A 22,534-nucleotide genomic window follows, 5' to 3' on the forward strand; every position below is an offset into this window, starting at 1 on the left:
TCGCCGGAGCTGACGGCCAGACAAGGTGCCTACTCTGGCGGCATGCAGCTCATCGTCCTATGGGATATCGACCACACCCTCATCGAGAATGCCGGGGTGAGCAAGGAGATCTACGCAGCCGCATTCGCCGCGTTGACCGGTGCCCCACCAGCCGTGCGAGCGTCGACGGAGGGCCGTACTGACCGCTTGATCATGCGCGACATGTTCCGCAGCCACGATCTCCCAGAGCCCGACTGGCCGATCATCGAAGCCGCCCTCACCCGGGCCGGCCAGGAACATTTCGGCGAACTGCGTCGACGCGGGATGGCACTTGCGGGTGTGCGCGACGCCCTCAAGGCCGCGTGCGTCCAGGCCGATTGGGTGTCATCGGTACTGACCGGCAACATTGCGGCGAATGCTCGCGTGAAGCTGTCGGCCTTCGATCTCGATCCACTGCTGGATCTCGGCGTCGGCGCTTATGGCGCCGACGCCGAGCAACGTGCCGACCTGGTAGCCGTCGCACGCGGACATGTTCATCGCCATCGCGGACTGCCCCGGGGCGTACCGGTCGTCCTGGTCGGCGACACGCCACGGGACATCGAGGCAGCCCTCACCACCGGCTGCGGGATCATCGCGGTGGCTTCCGGTACCCACAGCCGGGCCGAGCTGGCAGCAGCCGGTGCTCCAGTGGTTCTCCCGGACCTGTCGGACACAGCGGGTCTCCTTGCTCTGCTGGAAAACGTCCCAGGACGTCCCTGAGCCGTCCAAGTACGCGGTGACGCGGTCCTCGCATGCTGCGCCACGATCCCCTCAAACTCGGTGCTACGGAAGGATGGGTGGATGAGCGACTGGGAGTTCGTGAAGGACAGAACCGCCGCCCACGGCGCGGTGTGGCGGTCGGCCGATGGCCTGTTCTACAGGCGGACCGGTGGAGAGGATCTGCGGGCGGAGGCCGAGTTTCAGCACCTGGCCGCTGGCCTCGGCTATCCCGTCCCGGAGATCGTTGACAGCGGGTCTGCGGACGAGGGCTGCTTCGTCGTCGAGCGAGCCATCGGCGAGACCTCGTTGCACGAGGACGCGCTGGCCGACGCGAAGCGGGACGGACAGGTCAGCTACCAGGTGATCAGTACGGCAGCTGCCGTGTCATCGAAGCTCCTGCAGGCCCAGGCCAGGCACCCCCTGCCCGCGACGCCGTGGTTCGAGAAGGCGGCCTTCGCGGCCGAGGTCTTCGAGGAGAACCCGGACTTCGACACCCCGCGAGTCCACGAGGCGGTCAAGCACGCCCTCGACCGGCTGGCCCAACTGCCTTTGGTGCACGGGCACCTTGACTACGGCCTGCCCAACGTCCTTCAGGCCGGCGTCATCGACTGGCAGCACCACGGACCGATCCCGCTCGGCTACGACGTCTACCCCGCGCTCGACATCGTGGCCTTCAAGGGCGGCGGCAAGGGCTACACGATCACCCCGGAACAGCGCGCCGCCTACACCACCGCACTCGACGAGACCACCGCATCCCTGATCGGCCAGCGACTGAGCGGGCACCTGGGCGACTTCCTGCTCGTCAAGTGCTTCTTCTTCCTCGCCCTCATGCGGCCCACCGACCCCGCACGGCACGACAAGCACATCAAGTGGCAGTACCGCCGCTCTCTGTTCACGATGGGACTTGAGCAGTATGAGTCGTCCAACACGATCGACACCGGCACCTTCCCCACTCTGGAACGGTTCACCGCTGAACACCGGTAGGCCGGTCCCCACCGTCCGCGGCCGCGACTACCTGATGGACCACCACGGAGTCGTCTTCAAGGTCATCGGCGACAGCCACCCCGGCAGCCACTACCTGGGCTACGTCAAGTACCACCCCGACGACAAGGGCGACCGGCGGCTGTTCAGCCGGACCTACCGGCAGAACAGCGTCGTGTCGAAGTCCTTCGGCATCCTGGCCGACAGGCCGGAGTGCTACGTCTACTCCGACACCCTCGGCTGCGTGATCACCGGCATCCCGCGCGAGGACGTGGCCGTTCACTACTCCTGCCGCCAGGCCCTCGCGGCCATCCACGAGGAGCCCGGCGCGGTCGCCGACAACCCGGCCGGCAAGGACCTCCTGGCGATCACCGAGTGGATCACCGCGAACGGCGCCCAGGGCCTGATCGGCGTGACCGGGTCCTTCCTCGTCGGCTGCTTCAACGAACGCTCGGACATCGACCTCGTCTGCTACGGACCGGAGGGCTACCAGGCCGCCCAGGAGCTGTTCCAGCAGGCCGACCTGATCCGGCCGTACGACGGGGATGACCTCACCAGACTGTACATCCGCCGAGCCAAGTACATGGAGGGCAGTTCCTTCGACGCCCTGATCAAGCAGGAGCGCCGCAAGCTCCAGGGGCTGACCTTCGGTACCGGCGCGCACATCAACTGCGAACCGATCCGCTCCGATCGCGACAGGACCTTCACCCGTATCTCCTCCAAGGAGGTCGGCGAGATCTCCCTCCTCGCGAAAATCACCGACCACGCCGAGGGCCTTACTACCCCCGCCGTCTACGGGATCAAGGTCGAGACCATCCTCAGCTCGACCATCGACGAGGCCGACTCCTTCGCCCGCCGGATCACCCACATGCGCTCGTACCTCGGCGCCTACACCGGAGCGTTCCGATCCGGAGACACCGTGCACCTGGCCGGCAAGCTGGTTCACACCCAGGACGGCGAGCACAGCGGCTTCGGCATCGAACTCACCCCGTGGACCGTCAGCAGTTCCTACGTCGCCAACCTCGCCGGGTAGGAGCCGCCACACCATGACCCTGCTCGTCATCCGGCACGCCGAGTCGGTCGAGAACGCCGACAAGTACCACGGCTTCTACCAGGACCCTCGCCCCTACAGCGGAGCCGCCGCGCACGCCATCTCCCGAACCATCGTCGGCCTCACCCCGCGCGGCTTCCGGCAAGCCCAGTGGCTCGCCGAAGTCCTGCCGGAGCTCGCAGGCCCCGAGCCGCACGTCTACACCTCGACGTACCGCAGGGCGATCGACACAGCCGCGATCGCCCTGCCCGACCTCCCTGATGGGTGGCCCCTGCAGACCGCGCTCCTCGACGAGCAGAACTACGGCGACGCCACCTACATGACCAAGCGCGAGCTGTACGACAGCTACCCCGAGCTTGCCGAGGACCGCCGCCTGCGCAAGCACGTCTGGACCGCTCCAGGTGGCGGCGAGTCGCTCACCGAGGGCGTGCTCAACCGGGCCGCCGAGTTCGCCGCCCTCGCCCAGGCTGAAGCCCGGGAAGCCCGCACCGTCGTCGCGTTCACCCATCAGACCGCCGCGGTGGCGCTCCGCTCCCTGCTGGAGCTCCACACGCTGCCCGAGATCCTTGCCGAGGAGCGGAAGGGCAAGATGCCCAACGCCGCGATTCTCCACTACGAGCTGCGCGACGACCGGTTCACCCGGACGGGAACCACCACCCCGCCGATCTAGGGAGGAGCCCGTGCGACACCTGTTCCTCAACGGGCCTGTCCAGAACGGACCCTTCACCTTCGCCACCCACCCCGGCAAGGCCGTGGGCATCCGCCTCGCCGCCGCCCTCAACGCCATCCTGGGCTCACCGCCCACACCCCACCTGTGGAACACCGTCACCCTCGCCGGAGACCTCCGCCACCGCCAGGCCGAGGGCCCGGTGATCCCGCGCCAGCGCTTCGAGGCCGACCTGATTTCCGCCAAGTACACGTCCGGACAGCCCCCGGCGGGCGGCCTCCTGACCGACACCGACGCGGAGGTCGCCAACCTCGCGCTGGAGATGATCGAGAACAACCTCCGCGCCGGCACCCTCACCATCAGCCGCGAGACCGTCCCCACCTGCCGGGCCTGCGGTCACATGACCGGCACCGGCAGCCACCCCTGCAACGCCTGCGGCAGCACCGAGACCCGGGACCGCACCGGCCTCCACCTCGTCGCCGAACTCGCGAAGGACCGCCCCGTCCTCGACCGCTCGGACATCCACGCCAGCCACCGCCAGCAGCCCAAGCACCTCCAGCACACCGCTTCCAACGTCGCCCAGCGACTGATCCTCTCCCGAACCCGCGACCACGGCATCGACCTCGCGCCCCTCGGCCTGAACCGCCTCGTCCTCGACCCACGGGTCGGCATCCACGCCACCGTCCTCGCCGCAGCCCGGCGACACGAAGCGGACATGGCCGTCATGACCATCACCGAGAACGCAGCCAACCACATCGCCGCCCACGGCCAGCACTTCCGCGAACACAGCGGCATCCGGCTTCAGTACGCCCTGTACGGCCACCTTCCGTACGACCACACGAAAAGCCTGCGGCCATTGCACGAAGCGTACCGAGCCACTGAGGAGATCAAGGACGGCTTCGAAAAGTGGTTCCTCCCGATCTTCTCCCTGAGAGCCAAGACCGGAACTCGGCCGGACCAACTGCCCGCACTCTTCAAGCAATACATGCGGGCACACCTGGCCAGGCCTGTTGATGCGGCCGACGAAGCCGTCTTCGAATCCGTTCAGCGCTCGGTCGCCGCCGGAGAAACGGAATGGATCACGAACAAGCAAGCCCTGGCCAACGTGATGACTGCCCGCGGAGATACTCCCGGGCACCGCTGCGGAGCCTGACGCGACCGATCTCAGGCCCCGCTGCACCCGGCCCAACTTCACCCTACGAGGCGATGTTTCCGGGAAGTCCTGATGCCATGTCAGATTCAGTGATACGTTCCGCAATACAACCAAAAACAGGCGACCCCGGCGGTGCTACCAACACCCCGGGGTCCGGCACCAGGAGAAGGCAACTCCCGATGCGCGTCCATCGTAGCGCCCACGCGCGCGACTTCACCGTGCTGCCCAACTGCATGCTGCAGTACCGGCGGCTGTCCTACACCGCCCGCGGCCTGCTCGCGGACCTCCTTTCCCGTCCCGATGGCTGGCGGGAGGACGGCCGGCACATGGCCGACTCCAGCCCGCAGGGGCGCGGCGCGATCCGCAAGGCCCTGAAGGAGCTGACCGACGCCGGCTTCTACCGCGTCGAGAAGATCCGCATGCCGGACGGCACCATCCGGACCGAGACCCACGTGTACGACACGCCGTGGTTCGCACCGGCTGCCACCCGTCCGGCGCCCGGTGGAGCGGCCGCCGGGCGTGCTGGCAGCCCTGTTGTAAAGGACTGGCAACAAGAACCCACCCTCCCCACGAGTCCGGCCGATGACGTCAAGCCTGAAGAACGGGAGGAGGATTCCGAGACCGAAGGCGTCCGCGATGCGGTGGCCACCCTGTTCCGCGTGATCCGCCCCGAGCCCCGGCTGCACCTGGGCGAAGCCGAAGCGCGCGCACTCGCTCCCCTGGTCACCCAGTGGCTCGCTCGTGGCAGCACCCCGGCCGACCTGGCCCACGCCCTGCTTCCGGGCCTGCCCGTCCCGATGCACTCGGCGGCGGCCGTGCTCCGCTACCGCCTGGAGCACAAGATGCCTCCCGTCCCGGCCGCAGCAGCAGCCAGGTACGCCGAGTGCGCCAAGTGCCACGACCCCGTGCCCCGACCGGGCATCTGCCGCCCGTGCGCCGGCCTGACAACCCGCACCCTCACGGTCGGCAAGAGCGCAGAGGTGGCAGCCGCAGGTGCCGCCCGAGTCCGAACCGCCCTGCGCTCCGCCATCGCCGGCAGTCGGCCTGCACACAGCGCAGCCTGAGACACGTGACCCCGCTGACCCAAGGGGGCTCCGGAAGGGGGAGGTCGTCTCGCTCCGGCAGGTCGTTCGCCCTACACCATCAGCGCCGCGTGCCGCCCAGCAGGCGGCACGCGGCCGGGCCCGGGGCGGGCACCCGCCGGCAGGCGGGTGGGGGGTGGATGGTGGGGAACGGCGAGGGACTTACCCAACGCACCGGGTGATGCGCGGGTGTTCACCCCGCATAACACCGGTGCTCCGAGTTCCTTGATGCCCATGCACAACTCGAGAAGTACCAAAAAGCTCTGGACCTCATGGAAGCCTGCGCCCTCAGCCCCGCGAAGTCGCGTGATCTCATTGCCCGTATCGGGAAGGACACCTGAGAGGAAGCGCTGTGTCAGATCCTGACTGGCAGAAGTCCAGTTTCAGCTCCGAGTCGGTCAACTGCATCGAGCTCGCCGCAGCCCCCGACAGCAGCATCAGGCTCCGGGAGAGCGATGACCCCGACCTCATCCTCACCACCTCGCCAGACGGACTCCGCGCCCTCCTGCGCGGCGTCCGGGCAGGAGAATTCGACCATCTGACACAGTAGTTCGCGCCCTGGTGGCGAAATCGTCGCCGGGCGGCGGCAGGTCCGTCCCACCCTCGGCGCGACCCTTGCGGTACGGGACCATCAGTCCGGGCCCGCCACGAAGGTTCGTGGCGGGCCCGGAGAACCGGTGCGCGCGTCCGGGGTCGTCCCAGTTGCCGGGGCTCGCCCGTGTGTCGCTGAAAGCCACCCGGGACCGCGCTGGAGAACCGAGCCGAGTGGGCGCCCGGCGCCACCGCGACCCCGCCGGTCCCCTGTCCGACTTGCGGGGCCTCGCCGTGGGCGAGGCCCCGGAGCGGATCGAGGAGCAGGCCATGGCCCACGACGCCACCGACGTGGAGCTCGAAACCCTCTCCTCCATGCAGAGGATCGGGCTCGACCACGGCCTCGGCGACCCAGCTCACGCCGAATGGCAGAGAAGCCTGCTCTCGACCCACACTCACGAACCCTCCGGAGCTGCCACAGTGACGAGCAACACCGCACACCAGGACGCCGCAGTCGCCGACAGGACGATCCTCGCGAACGCCGCTTACGCCGACGGACGTCACCTGGCCGCCCGCCAGTCCATCTACCGGTGGCAGCGGCCGCAGTACGACCTGCCCGGGATCGTCGTCGAAGAGCTGGCCGCCAGCAGCGGTACCGTCCTCGACGTCGGCTGCGGCAACGGCAAGTTCGTCGGCCGCCTACACAAGGACCGCCCAGACCTTCAGATCGTCGGGATGGACATTTCGGCGGGCATCCTCACCGACGTCGCGAGGCCGGTCCTGGTGGCCGACGCCCAGGCCCTGCCCTTCGGTGATGACAGTGCCGACTGCGTGCTGGCCCTGCACATGCTGTACCACGTCAGCGACATCGCGGCCACGATCGAGGAACTGGCCCGCGTCCTCCGGACTGGCGGCGTGCTGATCGCCTCGACCAACAGCGACACCGACAAGCAGGAGCTGGACCAGCTGTGGGCCAGGGCCGCCGGAGACGTCCTCGGGATTCCCGAGGGGCCGGCACGGGTCTCCCTCAGCTCCCGCTTCTCCCTGGAGAAGGCCCCCGGCTACCTCGGGACAGCGTTCGATGACATCCGCGTGCGGGAACTTCCCGGCGCCATCGAGATCACCGACCCCGCGCCAATCGTTGCCCACCTGGCCTCCTACGAGGCGTGGGCCGACCAATGCGGCGTCCCGTTCCACGAGACCGTCAACCGGGCAGCCGAGATAGCCGCCGCCACGATCGCGGCCGAGGGGTCGTTCAAGATCACATGCCTTGGCGGCATCCTGGTCTGCCATCCGTGACAGGGGATCGGCCTTCCCCACGGGCGCGACCCCGTGGGGCCGCAGAGTGTGAGCAAGACCGCTCGCCTGAAGCAGCGATCCTCACAGCTCGCCCGTGCTCCGGTCCATGGTCCCAAAGTGCCGCGGCGCCGCGTGCCGCCCGGCGGGCGGCACGCGGACAGGCCCCGGGGCGGGCACCCGCCGGCAGGCGGGTGGGGGGTGGACGGCGGGGAACGCCGGTGGGCTTACCCAATGCACCGGATGACGCGCGGGTGTTCACCCCGCACAACACCGCTGCCGCGCGAACCATGCGGTTCGCGCGGCAGCGGTGGGCGGCCGGTGTCAGGCGGCCTTGCGCGCGTGCCAGGTGCGGCCGATGGTCTTCACCAGGTTCGGCGTCACGAAGACCCGGCGGATCGGCAGGATCGCCGGCATGTACACCTTGCCGAGCGCGCCGTTCGGTTTGGCGAGCACGGCCATCTGGGCGTGGAACCGGCCGTTGCCGTCGTCCACCCAGCCGATGTGCATCACGGCGTGCACCGTCCGGTTGACGACTTCGGTGACCCACTCGGTGTCCGTCTGGTAGACCGACTTCATCGGCACCGTCTTCAGGTCCGGGCCGCGGGTGCCGTCACGCAGGTCGTCCGCCAGCCGCTCCCGCAGCGACGGGTTGCGCGGGCTGATGCCCTGGTCGGCGGTGTCCCAGCCCATGACCGCGCCGAGCTTCCAGCGGATCGCGAACAGCAGCCGGTAGGCCGCCGACGGGTGGAAGTCGGTCCCGTCGCCGCTGAACTGCCGCACCAGCCGGGCCAGGTCGTCGGGGCCACCGGGGGTGTCCAGGTCCCAGACGTCCTCGATGTCGAAATCCCCGATGTACTCGTGGATCCGCCACGGCCGATCCGTGAACGCGGTGTTCGGGATCCTCATTCCTGCCTCATCTCTCGTGGAACGCAACCGCGTTGTACGCGGCCGACCTGCTTCGCCAAGCTACCGGCGTTTACGGCGACTTATCGGGCGCCTGCCGTGGCCTCCACCCGGCGGGGGTGGAACACCATGCGGGCGCCGTCCTTGGGGATGTTGACGACGGTACGGCTGTGCGCGGGCACCGCCTCGCCGGCGACGCGCCGGACGTCGGTGGTGGTCAGGATCTCGGTCAGGGTGGCCTTCAGTTCCATCAGCGCGATCCGGTCGCCGAGGCAGCGGGTGTGGCCGCCGCCGAACGGGATCCAGGTGTGCGAGGCGGGCTTGACGCCGAGGAAGCGCTCGGGCTTGAACGCGTCCGGGTCCGGGTAGTTGTGCTCGTCCCGGTTGAGCAGGTAGGCGCTGGCCCACAGCCGGTCGCCGGGCGCGTAGCGCACGCCGCCGAGCTCGACCGGCTTGACCACCTCGCGGGGCACGATCTGCTGGATCGGCGGGCCGAGCCGCAGCACCTCGTGCACGACGGCGGTCAGGTACTCGTCGCTGTCGCCGGCGGCCATCTCGGCGCGCAGCTTCTCGACCACCTCGGGGTGGCGGGTCAGGAACTCCAGTGCCCAGCAGATCGCCGAGGCGGTGGTCTCGGTGCCGGCCAGGAACTGGGTCATGATCTCGTCGCGCATCTCGGTGACGCTCGGCGGGTTGCCGTCCTCGTCGCGGATGCCGAGCATCACGCCGAGCAGGTCGTCGCCCTCGGCGCCGGAGCGCCGGCGCTCCTCGATCGCCGCGTTCACCATCGCGTGCACCCGGTCGCGGCGGACCAGGAACTCGTTGACGCCGTTCGGCCGGAACAGCCGCATCCGGCGCAGCTTCTTCGGCGGCAGCAGGTGGAACGGCTTCATGGTGGACGGCTTGGAGTTGAAGGTCAGCATCTTCATGACCTCCGCGAACATCGCCGCCTCGTTGGAGGGGCGGTGCTCACCGAAGAGGACCTCCATGATGACCTTCGTGGTGTAGGCGTGCGCGAAGGGGTGCACTCCCACGGCCCGGTCGCGCGGCCAGGACGCCACGTGCTCCTCGGCGAGCCGGTACACGGCCTGCTCGACGCGCTTCATCGCGTCGCCCCGGAAGGCCGGCATGACGGCGCGGCGGCGGCTGGTGTGCTCCGCCTCGTCCAGCCAGGCCAGGCCGTTGCGGCCGGTCCACTTCTCGATCGGGGTGTTGCTTGAGCCGGTGTGCAGGACGTCCCGGGGGGCCAGGAACATCTGCTTGACGTCCTCCGGGGCCGATATCACGTACAGCGGCACGCCGGGGATGATGGTGACCCGGAAGCGGCTGCCGTACTTGGCGCGGCAGGTCTTCAGGTACGGCTCGGGGCGGGCCCAGATGCTCAGCACCTGCCGGATCCGCGCCATCTCCACCACGGGCAGCGCGGTGGAGGGGACGACGGTCTGGGCGGCCGGCGCGGAGTGGTCGACGGGGCACTTGCCCCCGGAGGCGGCCGCCGCGTCGTGCGTGTTGCTGGAGTGGTCCATGGTCCTCGGTTTCCTTAAGTCGTTGACGCTAGCTCGTTGCCGCTCGGGACAGCTGCTCTGGCTGGTGCTCCCCGCCCGGGGCGGCCGGAGCGGGTGGGGTGGACGGGCCGGCCGGGCCGATCGCGAACAGGGCGAGCCCGCTGACGAGGCTGGCGCCGGCCATGATCAGGAACGCGGTGCGGTAGGTGTCGACGCCCGGGTGTCCGGTCAGCACGGCCGAGACCACGGCCACGCCGAGCGCCATGCCGATCTGCCGCGACATCGACGCCATGCCGGTGCCGGTGGCGACCCGCTCGGGCGGCAGCGACAGGGTGGAGGCGGCGGCCAGCGCCGGCAGGATCACGCCGAAGCCGATGCCGCCGATGATCCCGCCGGGCAGGAAGGTGCCGGTGAAGTCCGGCGTGCCGTCCACCGCGAGCGCCCACCACAGACCGCCCGCCGCGAACAGGCCGGCGCCGACCGCGCCGACCACGTGCGCGCCGCACCGGACGGCCAGGATGCCGCTGGGCACCGCGAACAGGGTGGCGGCGACCGGGCCCGGCGCGATCTCCAGGGCGCCGCGCAGGGTCGTGTGCCGCCAGATCTGGGTCAGGAACAGGATCGTCGACAGCGCCATCGCGCCGACGCCCATGAAGAAGAAGCCGGTCGCCACGTTGCCGAGGGCGACCTTGCGGATCCGCAGCAGGGCCGGCTCGATCACCGGCGCCGGGTGGCGCCGGGCCCGGCGCACGGTCAGCACCAGGCCGAGCACGCCGACCGCCGACAGGCCGATCACCTGCGCGCTGGTCCAACCCCAGGCCTGGCCCTGCGAGATGGTGCCGACGACCGCGCCGACCGACACCGCGAGCAGGCCGATGCCGAGCAGGTCCGGGCGGGGCCCGTCCTCGGTGCCGGAGCTGGTCAGCGACCAGCCGCCGAGCAGCAGCGCCACCGCCCCCAGCGGCAGGTTGACGACGAACACCCAGCGCCAGTCGACCTCCGCCAGCAGACCGCCCAGCGGCAGCGCGGCGGCGGAGCCGACCCCGCCGACCGCCGTCCACAGCCCGACCGCGACGCCCCGCTTGTGCGGCGGGAACAGGCCCAGCAGCAGGCTCATCGAGCTGGGGGCCATCAGCGCGGCGCCGACGCCCTGGAGGGCGCGGGTGGCGATCAGCACCTCCAGGTTCGGCGCCGCCGCGCAGCCGGCGGACGCGGCGGTGAACACCCCGAGGCCGAGCAGGAAGACCTGCTTCGTCCCGGAGCGGTCCGCCCAGCGCCCGCTCGGCAGCAGCAGCGCGGCGTAGGTGATCGCGTAGGCGCTCATCACCCAGGACAGCCCGGTCAGGCTGGCCGAGGGGAAGGACTCCTCCAGCCGGGGGAAGGCGATGTTGACGATCAGCATGTCCACCGCGGAGACGAACACTCCGACCAGGATCACCGCGATGGCCAGGCCTCGTCTGAGCCCACCGTTACCGAGCCCACTGTTGTTGGCGCTCATGCCTCGATCCACTTCTCGATCGCCCCGGCGGTGGCGGCGGCCTCGGCCTCGATCAGGGCGAGGTGGTCGGCGGCGACCTCGACGAGGTCGCCGGCGTCCTCCCAGCGCGGGGCGTCCGCCGCCGTCGCGCCGCCGAGCGGCCGGGCCGCCCGGATCAGCAGGGTGCGGGCGGCGACGGGCGCCGGCCGCGGGCCGGCGAACAGCGGCAGGTAGCCGCCCATGGCCAGCCAGTTGGCGTCGTCGACCAGGACGTCGCGCCGCTCCTGCAGGAGGATCCCGGCGAGCATGGCGGCGAACGCGCGCTCCGCCCGCTCCGGGTCGTCGTCCGGTGCCGGGGTGTCGATCATGGCGACCCCGGCGAGCGCGGCGCCCTCGGCCTCCAGCCGTCCGGCCAGCGACCGGGCGACGGCGCCGCCCATCGAGTAGCCGACCAGCACGAAGGGGTCGTCGCCGACCGCCGTACGGATCGCGCCCGCCATTGCCTCCTCGACGGCCTCCCGGGAGCCCGGGTTGAGTTCCGTCCCGAAGCCCGGCAGGGCGCACACCAGCACGTCCCGCACGCCCTCGAAGGACTCGGCCAGGCGCACGAACTGCTCCTGACCGGAGCCGACCACGTACACGTAGGACGGCACGCAGACCACCTTCACCCGGCCCGGGCCGGCCGCCAGCCGCACCAACGCGCCGCCCCGGTCGGGCAGTTCGTCGGCCGAGCCGAAGGCGGGACGGGCCGCGGCGGCGGCCAGCAGCCGGCGCAGCGAGGCCGGTAGCTCCCCGGCCTCGGCGGCCCGCCGCAGCCGGGCGCCGATGCTGTCCCCGGCCGGGGCCTGCGGCTGCTCCGCCGCCCCGGTGCCGGCCAGCTTGAGCAGCTGACGGGCGATCTCCGCCGGGGTGGGGTGCTCGAAGACGAACGAGACGGGCAGGCTCAGGCCGGTGGCCTGGGAGAGCCGGTTGCGCAGCCCGACCGCGCTCATCGAGTCCAGGCCGAGTTCCTTGAGCTTGCGCTCGACGTCGATGCTGTCGTCGGCGCCGTGCCCGAGCACCGCCACGACCTGGGCCGTGACGAGCTCCAGCACGACCCGCTCGCGGTCCGCGTCCGGCACTTCGGCCAGCCGCTGGGCCAGCGACCCGCCGGCCGCCTCGCGCCGGGCCGGGATCCGGACCAGGCCGCGCAGCAGCGCCGGCAGGGTCCGCTCGCGGGCCTGCGTCCGCAGCTCGGCCGGGTCCAGCTGGACGGGCGCCAGCAGGGCGGCATCCGCGGCGAGGGCCTGGTCGAACAGCTCCCCCGCGCGCTCGGCGGTCAGCCCGGTGGTGCCGGCCGGCGCCTCCTCGCCCGGCCGGGGGCCCCAGACCAGCACGGTGCCGGGCAGCCCGGCCGCGCGGCGGGTGCGCACCATCGCCTCGAGTGCCGCCGGGTGCGCGTCGGGCCGTTCGCCCAGCAGGGCGGCGTAGGAGGAGCACACCACGAAGGCGGCGAGGTCGGCGTCCGCGGTCAGCTCGTGCAGCCGCCAGGTGGACTCCAGCGGCGCGTCGCCGGCCTGGACGACCGCGCGCAGCGGCCGCGCCAGGGACTCCAGCAGGGCGGGCAACCGCTCGGGCGCCGGCGCCTCGACGCGCACCCGCGCGCCCAGCCGGGCCAGCTCGTCGACCAGCCCGTCCGTCGCGGCGTCGTGACCGTCGATCAGCAGCAGGTCCCGGACGCCGTGCCGGACGGCCAGGTGGCGGGCGATCGACGCGCCCTCGGCGCCGCCGGTGACCAGCACGGTGCCGTCCAGGTTCGTCAGCGCCGTCCGCTCGGCCGGCCCGGCTGCGACCGCGGCCAGCCGGGGTGCCAGGGCCTGCCCGCCGCGCACGGCGAGCTGCGGCTCGTCGGCGGCGAGCAGCGCGCCCCACTCCGGTTCGACGCCACCGTCCAGGTCCACCAGCAGGAAGCGGCCCGGGTGCGCGGACTGCGCGGCGCGCAGCACGCCCCACGCGGCGGCCCGGGCGGGCTCGGGGGTCTCCGGCCCGACGACGGCCACCGCACGGCGGGCCGTCACGACCAGCACGGCGTCACCGAAGCGCTCCTGCGCCAGCCAGTGCCGGACCAGCTCCGAGGCCTGCTCGGCGGCGCCGCGCACGGCGGCCGGGCCGTCCCCGGCGGGGGTGTCGAGCACGGTCAGCACGGCCTGCGGCACGGCGGCCCCGCCGTCCACGGCCAGGGCGAGCCCGGCCAGGTCGGCGTAGCGGTCGAGCACGCCCGGGGCGGCCTGGCCGAGCGCGGCCAGCCGGACGGGCGAGGCGGAGCCGAGCGCCACCGGGGCCCAGTCGACCCGGTACAACGAGCTCTGGCCGCGCCGCAGTTCCTCCAGGTGCGCCGGGTCGGCGTCGGCGAGGACGACGCGGCCCGCGGAGAGCACGGGCATGCCGTCCTCGCCGAAGACGTCCAGCCGCAGCGTGTCGCCGTCCGGGATGACCCGCACCAGGCCGCGGGCGGCGCCGGTGTCGACCAGGCGCACGCCGGACCAGGCGACCGGCAGCTTCGGCGCGCCCTGGTCGGCGAAGGCCGACTGGCCGACGTGCAGGGCGGCCTCGAAGAGCGCCGGGTGGATGCCGAAGCCGGCGGCGCCGACCTCCTCGGGCAGTGCCAGGTCGGCGTACAGCTCGGCGCCGGAGCGCCAGGCCGCCCGCACCCCGTGCAGGGCCGGGCCGCAGTCCAGGCCGAGGTCGGCCAGGGCCGCGTACAGCCCGTCCACCGACAGCGACTCGGCGCCGGCGGGCGGCCAAGTGCCGACCAGGACGGCGGCGGGCTCGGTGTCCTCGGGTGCGAGCCAGCCGGTGCAGTGCCGGGTCGACCCGGCGCGCTGGTCGCCGTCCGGGCGGGTGTGGATGGTCACCGGCCGGCGGCCGTCCGCGGCCGGGGCGCCGACGATGGCCTGCACCTGGAGCGCGGCGCCGTCCGGCACCAGCAGCGGCGCCTCGAAGACCAGCTCGTCGAGCAGCGGCGCCCCGACGCTGCGGCCGGCGGCCAGCGCCAGTTCGACCAGCGTGGTGCTGGGCGCGACCGGCAGGTCGAAGGCGACGTGGTCGCGCAGCCACGGCTGGGTCTCCTGCGACAGGCGGCCGGTGAGCACCCACTGCTCCCGGTCGGCGAGTTGCAGGGCCACCGCCAGGACGGGGTGCCCGACCCGGCCGAGGCCGGAGGCGGACGGGTCGCCGGCGGCCGGGCGCGGGTTCGGCCAGTAGCGCTTGTGCTGGAAGGCGTAGGTCGGCAGTTCGACCCGGCGGGCGCCGGCCTCGGCGAAGCAGACGGCCCAGTCGACCTTCACCCCGGCGGTGTGCGCCTCGGCGAGGGAGAACAGGAACCGCTTCAGGCCGCCCTCGCCGCGGCGCAGCGAGCCGACCACCTTGACCCGGCGGGCGGCGCCGCAGGCCTCGGCGGTGTCCTCCACGGCCATGGTCAGCACGGGGTGCGGGGACATCTCCAGGAAGCAGCCGGTGCCGCCGTCGATCAGCGCGCGGACGGCCGGCTCGAAGCCGACCTGGCCGCGCAGGTTGGCGTACCAGTAGGCGGCGTCCATGGTCGCCGTGTCGAGGTAGCCGCCGACCGCCGTCGAGTAGAACGGCACCCGGCCGCTGGTCGGCTCGACCGGCGCGAGGGCGGTGAGCAGCTCGGCCTCGATGGCCTCCACCTGCGCGGAGTGCGAGGCGTAGTCGACCTTGACCTTGCGGGCCCGGACGCCGTCGCGCTCGCAGGCTTCGAACACCTCGTCCAGCGCGCCGGGTTCACCGGCGACGACCACGGCGGCCGGGCCGTTCACGGCCGCGACGGAGAGCCGGCCCGCGTACGGCTTCAGCAGCTCCTCGACCCGGTCGACGGGCAGCGCCACGGACATCATGCCGCCCAGGCCCGCGAGCCTGTCGCGCACCAACTGGCTGCGGACCGCGACGATCCGGGCCGCGTCACGCAGCGACAGACCGCCCGCAACGTACGCCGCCGCGATCTCGCCCTGCGAGTGGCCGACCACGGCCGAGGGCTCGACACCGTAGGAACGCCAGAGGGCGGCGAGGCTGACCATGACGGCGAACAGCGCCGGCTGGACGACATCCACCCGCTCGAACGACGGCGCACCCTCGGCGCCGCGCAGGACGTCCTCCAGGCTCCAGTCGACGAACTCGGCCAGCGCCTCACCACACGCGGCGATCTCCGCCGCGAACACCGGCGCCGAGTCCAGCAGTTCAACGGCCATCCCGACCCACTGCGCACCCTGACCGGGGAACACGAACACCGGCTTGACGGCCGAGGAGGTCGAACGCCCGCTGGCCGTCCGCTCGGTCACCTCGCCGACCGCGAAGGCGGCCAGCTCGGCGGTCAGGTCGTCCCGCTCGGCGGCGACCAGCACCGCCTGGTACTCCAGCCGGGCCCGGGTGGTCAGTTGGGAGTACCCGAGGTCGAGGACGGAGAGCCCGGGGTTCTCCAGCAGGTGCCGTCGCAGCCGCTCGGCCTGGGCACGCAGGGCGGCACCGGTCCGGGCGGAGAGCAGCACCGGCACGGCCGGGGCGGCCTCGGCCGCGGGCTCGGCGGCCCGGAGGTCGGCCGGGGCCTCCTCGACGATGATGTGCGCGTTGGTGCCGCTCACGCCGAAGGACGACACGCCGGCCCGGCGCGGGCGCTCGCCCGCGGGCCACGGCCGGGCCTCGGTCAGCAGCTCGACCTCGCCGGTCTGCCACTCGATGTGCGGGGACGGCGCGTCGACGTGCAGCGTCTGCGGCAGCACCTCGTTGCGCATCGCCATCACCATCTTGATCAGGCCGGCGACGCCGGAGGCGCCCGAGGTGTGGCCGATGTTCGACTTGATCGAGCCGAGCCACAGCGGCTCGCCGTCGCGCTCCTGGCCGTAGGTGGCCAGCAGGGCGTGCGCCTCGATCGGGTCGCCGAGGACGGTGCCGGTGCCATGGCCCTCGACGGCGTCCACCTCGCCCGCCGACAGCCCGGCGTTGGCGAGCGCCTGCCGGATCACCCGCTCCTGCGAGGGGCCGTTGGGTGCGGTGAGGCCGTTGCTGGCGCCGTCCTGGTTGATCGCGGTGCCCCGGATCAGGCCGAGGATGCGGCGGCCGTTGCGCCGCGCGTCGCTCAGCCGCTCCAGCACGACCAGGCCGAGGCCGTCCGAGAAGCCGGTGCCGCTGGCCGAGGCCGCGTAGGCGCGGCAGCGGCCGTCACCGGAGACCGCCTGCTGGCGGCTGAACTCGGTCATGATGACCGGCGTGGTCATGAAGGTCACGCCGCCGGCCAGGGCCAGCGAGCACTCGCCGCCCCGCAGCGCCTGCGCGGCGAGGTGCAGGGCGACGCCGGAGGAGGAGCACGCCGTCTCGACCGAGAGGGCCGGGCCCTCCAGGCCGAGGGTGTAGGCGATCCGGCCGGAGGCGACGCTCGTCATGGTGCCGGTCAGCCGGTAGCCCTCGTACTCCTCGGGCACGTTCACCGAGTAGTCGGCGCCCGTGATGCCGACGAACACGCCGGTGTCGCTGCCGCGCAGCGAGGTCGGGTCGATGCCCGCGTGTTCCAGGGTCTCCCAGGAGGTCTCCAGCAGCAGCCGCTGCTGGGGGTCCATGGCGACGGCCTCGCGCGGGCTGATGCCGAAGAAGTCGGCGTCGAAGTCGCCGATGCCGTTGACGAAGCCGCCGGCCCGGGAGGTGCTGGTGCCGATCTGGGCCGCGTCGCCGTAGAGCTTCGTCAGGTCCCAGCCGCGGTCGGTCGGGAACGGGCCGATCACGTCGCGGCCCTCGGCGACGACCGTCCACAGGTCCTCGGCGGAGGTGATGCCGCCGGGGTAGCGGCAGCCGATGCCGATGATGGCCAGCGGCTCGTCCACCGAGCCCTGGCGCTTCTGCGCGGCCGGGGCGGCGGTGTCCGGGGTGCCGTCCGCCTGCGCGAGCAGCAGCCGGGCGACGGCCAGCGGCGTCGGGTGGTCGAACACGACGGTCGCGGGCAGCGGAACGCCGGTGCTCTGCGACAGCCGGTTGCGCAGCTCGACGGCCATCACCGAGTCGAAGCCGAGCTCCTTGAACGCCCGGTCGCCGTCCACCTCCTCGGCGGAGTCGTGGCCGAGCACGGACGCCACCTGCGCCCGCACCAGGTCGAGCACCGCGCCCAGCCGCTCGGCCTCCGGCACCTCGGCCAGCCGCAGCGCCAGCGTGCGGCCGGCGGCCGAACGCCGGGCCGGCACCCGGACGAGCCCGCGCAGCACGGCGGGCAGCAGCCCGGCCCGGGCCTGCTCGCGCAGGACGGCCGGGTCCAGCTCGACCGGGGCCAGCAGCGGCTCGGCGGCCGCCAGGGCGCGGTCGAACAGGTCCAGGGCCGTGGCGGTCGCCAGCGACAGGATGCCGGCCTGGGCGACCAGCGCCGCGTCGGCCGAGCCGGCGTCGGCGGCGCCCCGGCCGTCCGCCCAGAAGCCCCAGGCGAGCGAGGTGGCCGGCAGGCCGGCCGCGCGGCGGGCGGCGGCCAGCGCCGTCAGCGCCGCGTCCGCGGCGGAGCGGGCGGCCTGGCCGGGGATGCCGGCCAGGCCCTCGAAGGCGGAGCAGAGCACGAACGCGGCCAGGTCCGCGTCGGCGGTCAGCTCGTGCAGGTGCCGGGCCGGCTCGACGGTGGCGCGCAGCACCGCCGCCAGGCGGTCGGGCGTCAGCGTCTCGACCAGGCCCGCGTCGGGCGCGCCGGCGGCGTGCACGACGGCGGTCAGCGGGTGCTCCAACCCGGTGACCATGGCGGCCAGTTGGTCCCGGTCGGCGAGGTCGCAGGGCGCGACCCGGAGCCGGTCGCCGAGCGGCGCCAGCTCGGCGGCCAGGGCGTCGGCCTGTTCCGGGGCGACGGCCAGCACCAGGTGGCGGGCGCCGTGCCGGGCGATCAGGTGCTCGGCGAAGCGGGCGCCGAAGTCGCCGGTGACCAGGACGGTGCCGTCCGGGTCCAGGGCCCGCGCGCCGTCCGCCGCGGCGGAGAGCCGGGCGAGGCGGGGTGCGAGCACCTTGCCGGCCCGGACGGCCAACTGGGGCTCGTCCAGGCCGAGCAGCGCGGCCCACTCCGGTTCGGCGTCCGCGGCCGGGTCCACGTCGACCAGGAGGAAGCGGCCCGGGTGCTCGGACTGCGCGGCGCGCACGAGGCCCCACGCCGCGGCCTGCGCGGCGTCGGGGGCCTCGCCGCCGACCGGGGCCGCCCCGCGGGTGGCCAGGACCAGCGTGACCCCGTCCAGCGGCCCGGCGGCCGTCCAGTCCCGCACCAGCGCCAGCGCCTCGGCGGGGGTGCCGGTCGCGGCCAGCACGGCTCGCGGGGCGGGCGCCCCCTCCCCGACCGCCTGCCGCAGCGCGGCCGGGTCGGCGTGCCGGTCGGACAGGCCCGGGGCGGCGTCGCCCAGCGCGGCCAGCCGGACGGGCTTGGCCGCGGCGACCTGCACGGGCACCCAGTCCAGCCGGTACAGCGGGCTCGGCCCGCGGCGCGAGCGCCCGAAGCGGGCAGGCTCGGCGGCCCGCACGGCGATCCGGTCCACGTGCACGACCGAGGCGCCGTCCGCGTCGAACAGGTCCAGCCGGAGCAGGCCCTCGCCCACCGGGGCGAGTCGCGCCCGCACCCGGGAGGACTTCTCCCCGGCCAGCCGCACGCCCGACCAGGACACCGCCGAGGAGACCGCCTCGGCGCCCGCCCGGTGGGCGACGTGCAGGGCGGACTCCAGCAGCGTCGGGTGGACGGCGAAGCCGCCCGGCTCGGCGCCGTCCGGCAGGGCGAGCTCGGCGAACACCTCGCCGCCGCTGCGCCACGCCGACTGCGCGCACTGCATCAACGGGCCACAGTCCAGGCCGAGTTCGGCCAGCGACGCGTACAGCTCGTCGACCGACACCGGCTCGGCGCCGGCCGGCGGCCACTCCCCGCCCAGCCGGGCGGCCGGCGCCTCGGCGCCGACCGCCAGCCGGCCTCGGGCGTGGCAGACCGCCTCGGCGAAGGGCTCGTCGCCGGAGTCCGGCCGCGAGTAGACCGCGACCTCGCGGCGGCCCTCGGCGTCGGCCTGGCCGAGCGTCACCTGCACGCGGGCGGCGGCGTCGTCGCCGAACACCAGCGGGGCGTCGAGGCTCAGCTCCTCCACCACGGCACAGCCGACGTGCCGGCCGGCCGACAGCACCAGCTCCACCAGCGCCGCACCGGGCAGGGCGACCGTGCCGAACAGCGCGTGGTCGTTGGCCCACGGCTGCCCCTGCGCGGAGACCCGGCCGGTGAACACCCACTCGTCACGGTCGCCGACCTGCACGGCCGCCGCCAGCACCGGGTGCTCCACCCGGCCCAGGCCGACCGCCGACGCGTCGGCGAGGCCGGTGGCGTCCAGCCAGTAGTGCTTGCGCTGGAAGGCGTAGGTCGGCAGCTGCACCGAGCGGGCACCGGCGAAGGCCGCCGCCCAGTCGACCTTCACCCCGGCGGCGTGCGCCTGGCCGAGGGAGAGCAGGAAGCGCGGCAGGCCGCCCTCCTCCCGCTTCAGCGAACCCACCACCGACACCCGGCCGTTGGCCTCCGCCGCCTCGACGGCGTCCTCCACGGCCATGGTGAGGACCGGGTGCGGGGACATCTCCAGGAAGCAGCCGGTGCCCTCGGCGATCAGCGCGCGGATGGCCGGCTCGAAGCCGACCTGACCGCGCAGGTTCCTGTACCAGTAGTCGGCGTCCAGCACCGCCGTGTCGATGAACTCGCCGACGACGGTGGAGTAGAACGGGATCCGGCCGCTGGTCGGCTCGACCGGCGCCAGGGCGGCGAGCAGGTCCGCTTCGATGATCTCGACCTGCTGCGAGTGCGAGGCGTAGTCGACCTTGACCTTGCGGGCCCGGACTCCGTCGCGCTCGCAGGCCTCGAACACCTCGTCCAGCGCGCCGGGTTCACCGGCGACGACGACGGCGGCCGGGCCGTTCACGGCGGCCACCGAGAGGCGGCCCGCGTACGGCTTCAGCAGCTCCTCGACCCGCTCCACCGGCAGCGCCACCGACATCATGCCGCCCAGGCCCGCGAGCCTGTCGCGCACCAACTGGCTGCGCACGGCGACGATCCGGGCCGCGTCGCGCAGCGACAGCCCGCCCGCGACGTACGCGGCCGCGATCTCGCCCTGCGAGTGGCCGACCACGGCCGAGGGCTCGACGCCGTACGAGCGCCACAGCGCCGCCAGCGACACCATGACGGCGAACAACGCCGGCTGGACGACATCCACCCGCTCGAACGACGGCGCACCCTCGGCGCCGCGCAGGACGTCCTCCAGGCTCCAGTCGACGAACTCGGCCAGCGCCTCACCACACGCCGCGATCTCCGCCGCGAACACCGGCGCCGAGTCCAGCAGTTCGACCGCCATCCCGACCCACTGCGCACCCTGACCCGGGAACACGAACACCGGCTTCACCGTGCCACCGGCCGAACGGCCCTCCACCACCAGCGGCGAGGGCTCGCCCACCGACAGCGCCGCCAGACCCGCCAACAGCTGCTCACGATCGGCCGCCGCCACCACAGCCCGGTGCTCCAGCTGCGCCCGCGTCGTCGCCGCCGAGAACCCCACATCGGCAAGCGACAGCTCAGGCCGCGCCACCAGATGCGCCCGCAACCGCTCCGCCTGCGCCCGCACCGCCGCCGCACTACGACCCGACACCGGCACCGCGACCGCCGGAACGTCGGCGCTCGGCTCAACGGACAGCGGCTCCTCGGCCGGCGCCTCCTCCAGGATCACGTGCGTGTTCGTCCCGCTCACACCGAACGAAGACACCGCCGCACGACGCGGCCGCCCGTCCACCACCGGCCAGTCCCGCGCCTCCGTCAGCAGCTCGACCCGGCCCGAGGTCCAGTCGATGTGCGGCGAGGGCTCGTCGACGTGCAGCGTGGCGGGCAGCATGCCGTTGCGCATCGCCATGACCATCTTGATCACGCCCGCGACACCGGCGGCCATCGAGGTGTGGCCGATGTTGGACTTGATCGAGCCCAGCCACAGCGGCTCGCCCTCGCGCTCGCGCCCGTAGGTCGCCAGCAGCGCGTGCGCCTCGATGGGGTCGCCGAGGGTGGTGCCCGTGCCGTGGCCCTCGACGGCGTCGACGTCGGCGGCGGTCAGCCCGGCGTTCGCCAGCGCCGCCCGGATCACCCGCTCCTGCGAGGGGCCGTTGGGCGCGGTGAGGCCGTTGCTGGCGCCGTCCTGGTTGACGGCCGTACCGCGGATCAGGCCGAGGATCTTCCGCCCGTTGCGCTTGGCGTCGGACAGGCGCTCCAGCACGACCAGGCCGAGGCCGTCCGCGAAGCCGGTGCCGTCCGCGTCGGACGAGTACGCCTTGCAGCGCCCGTCCGGCGAGACCGCCTGCTGCTTGCTGAACTCGGCCAGCATGAACGGGCCGGACATCACGGTGACGCCGCCGACCAGGGCCATCGAGCACTCGCCCGCGCGCAGTGCCTGCACGGCCATGTGCAGGGCGACCGAGGAGGAGGAGCAGGCGGTGTCGACGGACACCGCCGGGCCCTCCAGGCCGAACACGTACGAGATGCGGCCCGAGGACACGCTCGCCGCGCCGCCGGTCAGCTGCAGGCCCTCGATCTGCGGCAGGCTGCCCGCGGGCATCGCGCAGTAGTCGCTGGTGCCGACGCCGCAGAAGACGCCGGTGTTGGTGCCGCGCAGCGTCGTCGGGTCGATGCCGGCGTGTTCGAAGGCCTCCCAGGAGGCTTCGAGCAGCAGGCGCTGCTGCGGGTCCATGGCCAGCGCCTCGCGCGGCGAGATGCCGAAGAAGTCGGCGTCGAACTCGCCGACGTCCTCCAGGAAGCCGCCGCCGCTGGTGGAGACGGCGCCGGGCCGGCTCATGGTCGGGTCGTAGAGCCGCTCCACGTCCCAACCGCGGTCGGTGGGCAGGCCGGTGACGGCGTCACGGCCGGCCGCCACGAGCTCCCACAACTGCTCGGGGGTGGTCACTCCGCCCGGATAGCGGCAGCTCATGCCGACGATCGCCAGCGGCTCGCTGGCCTGGGCGAGGATCTGCTTGTTGAGCTGGCGGAGCCGGTCGGTCTCCTTGAGGGACTTCCGCAGCGCTTCTATGAGCTGGTTCTGATCGGTGGCCATTCTCTATTCCTTCGTCTCCGAGCTCATTGCGGCGGGGGCGTGCTG

The 22,534-nt window shown here is 73.0% G+C and carries 11 protein-coding genes and 1 pseudogene; 8 read left to right on the forward strand and 4 right to left on the reverse strand.

Annotated features, from left to right (window positions below):
* The first annotated feature begins 42 nt into the window (after positions 1-42).
* From ACPC54_RS07510 to ACPC54_RS07545, 8 genes are all read left to right on the forward strand, one after another.
* Positions 43-738, forward strand: a complete 696-nt coding sequence (locus ACPC54_RS07510; protein WP_498962229.1) for an HAD family hydrolase — start codon at positions 43-45, stop codon at positions 736-738.
* Between the two features lie 81 nt (positions 739-819).
* Positions 820-1,722 carry a phosphotransferase gene (locus ACPC54_RS07515; RefSeq protein WP_498962231.1) on the forward strand — a complete coding sequence of 301 codons (903 nt, stop codon included), beginning with the start codon at positions 820-822 and terminating at the stop codon, positions 1,720-1,722.
* Between the two features lie 34 nt (positions 1,723-1,756).
* Positions 1,757-2,752 carry a nucleotidyltransferase domain-containing protein gene (locus ACPC54_RS07520; protein ID WP_498962233.1) on the forward strand — a complete coding sequence of 332 codons (996 nt, stop codon included), beginning with the start codon at positions 1,757-1,759 and terminating at the stop codon, positions 2,750-2,752.
* 13 nt (positions 2,753-2,765) lie between these two features.
* Complete coding sequence (locus ACPC54_RS07525; protein WP_498962235.1) at positions 2,766-3,440, forward strand: histidine phosphatase family protein; 675 nt, start codon at positions 2,766-2,768, stop codon at positions 3,438-3,440.
* Between the two features lie 10 nt (positions 3,441-3,450).
* Positions 3,451-4,590, forward strand: a complete 1,140-nt coding sequence (locus ACPC54_RS07530) for a hypothetical protein (protein ID WP_498962237.1) — start codon at positions 3,451-3,453, stop codon at positions 4,588-4,590.
* Between the two features lie 179 nt (positions 4,591-4,769).
* Positions 4,770-5,654 carry a hypothetical protein gene (locus ACPC54_RS07535; RefSeq protein WP_498962239.1) on the forward strand — a complete coding sequence of 295 codons (885 nt, stop codon included), beginning with the start codon at positions 4,770-4,772 and terminating at the stop codon, positions 5,652-5,654.
* 370 nt (positions 5,655-6,024) lie between these two features.
* A complete protein-coding gene (locus ACPC54_RS07540; protein WP_498962241.1) occupies positions 6,025-6,222 on the forward strand; it encodes a DUF397 domain-containing protein in 198 nt (65 codons plus the stop codon).
* A 461-nt stretch (positions 6,223-6,683) separates the two neighbouring features.
* On the forward strand, positions 6,684-7,502 hold the full coding sequence (locus ACPC54_RS07545) for a class I SAM-dependent methyltransferase (protein WP_498962447.1): 819 nt from the start codon (positions 6,684-6,686) through the stop codon (positions 7,500-7,502).
* A 321-nt stretch (positions 7,503-7,823) separates the two neighbouring features.
* Here ACPC54_RS07545 and ACPC54_RS07550 read toward each other — a convergent pair whose 3' ends face one another.
* The 4 genes and pseudogenes from ACPC54_RS07550 to ACPC54_RS07565 form a co-directional block, all read right to left on the reverse strand.
* Positions 7,824-8,408 (reverse strand): DUF2867 domain-containing protein, encoded by a 585-nt coding sequence (locus ACPC54_RS07550; RefSeq protein ID WP_498962243.1) that lies wholly within the window; start codon positions 8,406-8,408, stop codon positions 7,824-7,826.
* Between the two features lie 80 nt (positions 8,409-8,488).
* Positions 8,489-9,931, reverse strand: a complete 1,443-nt coding sequence (locus tag ACPC54_RS07555; RefSeq protein ID WP_498962245.1) for a cytochrome P450 — start codon at positions 9,929-9,931, stop codon at positions 8,489-8,491.
* 28 nt (positions 9,932-9,959) lie between these two features.
* Positions 9,960-11,408: an MFS transporter gene (locus tag ACPC54_RS07560; RefSeq protein ID WP_498962247.1), complete on the reverse strand. Its 1,449-nt coding sequence runs from the start codon at positions 11,406-11,408 to the stop codon at positions 9,960-9,962.
* Positions 11,405-22,489 (reverse strand): annotated as a pseudogene (locus ACPC54_RS07565) (alpha/beta fold hydrolase); the annotation flags it as partial. The gene ACPC54_RS07560 and the pseudogene ACPC54_RS07565, both read right to left, overlap by 4 nt.
* Between the last annotated feature and the right edge of the window lie 45 nt (positions 22,490-22,534).

The sequence above is a fragment of the Kitasatospora sp. NPDC094028 genome, from assembly GCF_049543595.1.
GTDB lineage: Bacteria > Actinomycetota > Actinomycetes > Streptomycetales > Streptomycetaceae > Kitasatospora.

Excerpts from the sequence above, each read along its gene's own strand:
- ACPC54_RS07555 (WP_498962245.1), bottom strand. The coding sequence starts at position 9,931 with ATGGACCACTCCAGCAACACGCACGACGCGGCGGCCGCCTCCGGGGGC.
- ACPC54_RS07510 (WP_498962229.1), top strand. The coding sequence starts at position 43 with ATGCAGCTCATCGTCCTATGGGATATCGACCACACCCTCATCGAGAAT.
- ACPC54_RS07525 (WP_498962235.1), top strand. The coding sequence starts at position 2,766 with ATGACCCTGCTCGTCATCCGGCACGCCGAGTCGGTCGAGAACGCCGAC.
- ACPC54_RS07515 (WP_498962231.1), top strand. The coding sequence starts at position 820 with ATGAGCGACTGGGAGTTCGTGAAGGACAGAACCGCCGCCCACGGCGCG.
- ACPC54_RS07535 (WP_498962239.1), top strand. The coding sequence starts at position 4,770 with ATGCGCGTCCATCGTAGCGCCCACGCGCGCGACTTCACCGTGCTGCCC.
- ACPC54_RS07550 (WP_498962243.1), bottom strand. The coding sequence starts at position 8,408 with ATGAGGATCCCGAACACCGCGTTCACGGATCGGCCGTGGCGGATCCAC.
- ACPC54_RS07520 (WP_498962233.1), top strand. The coding sequence starts at position 1,757 with ATGGACCACCACGGAGTCGTCTTCAAGGTCATCGGCGACAGCCACCCC.
- ACPC54_RS07560 (WP_498962247.1), bottom strand. The coding sequence starts at position 11,408 with ATGAGCGCCAACAACAGTGGGCTCGGTAACGGTGGGCTCAGACGAGGC.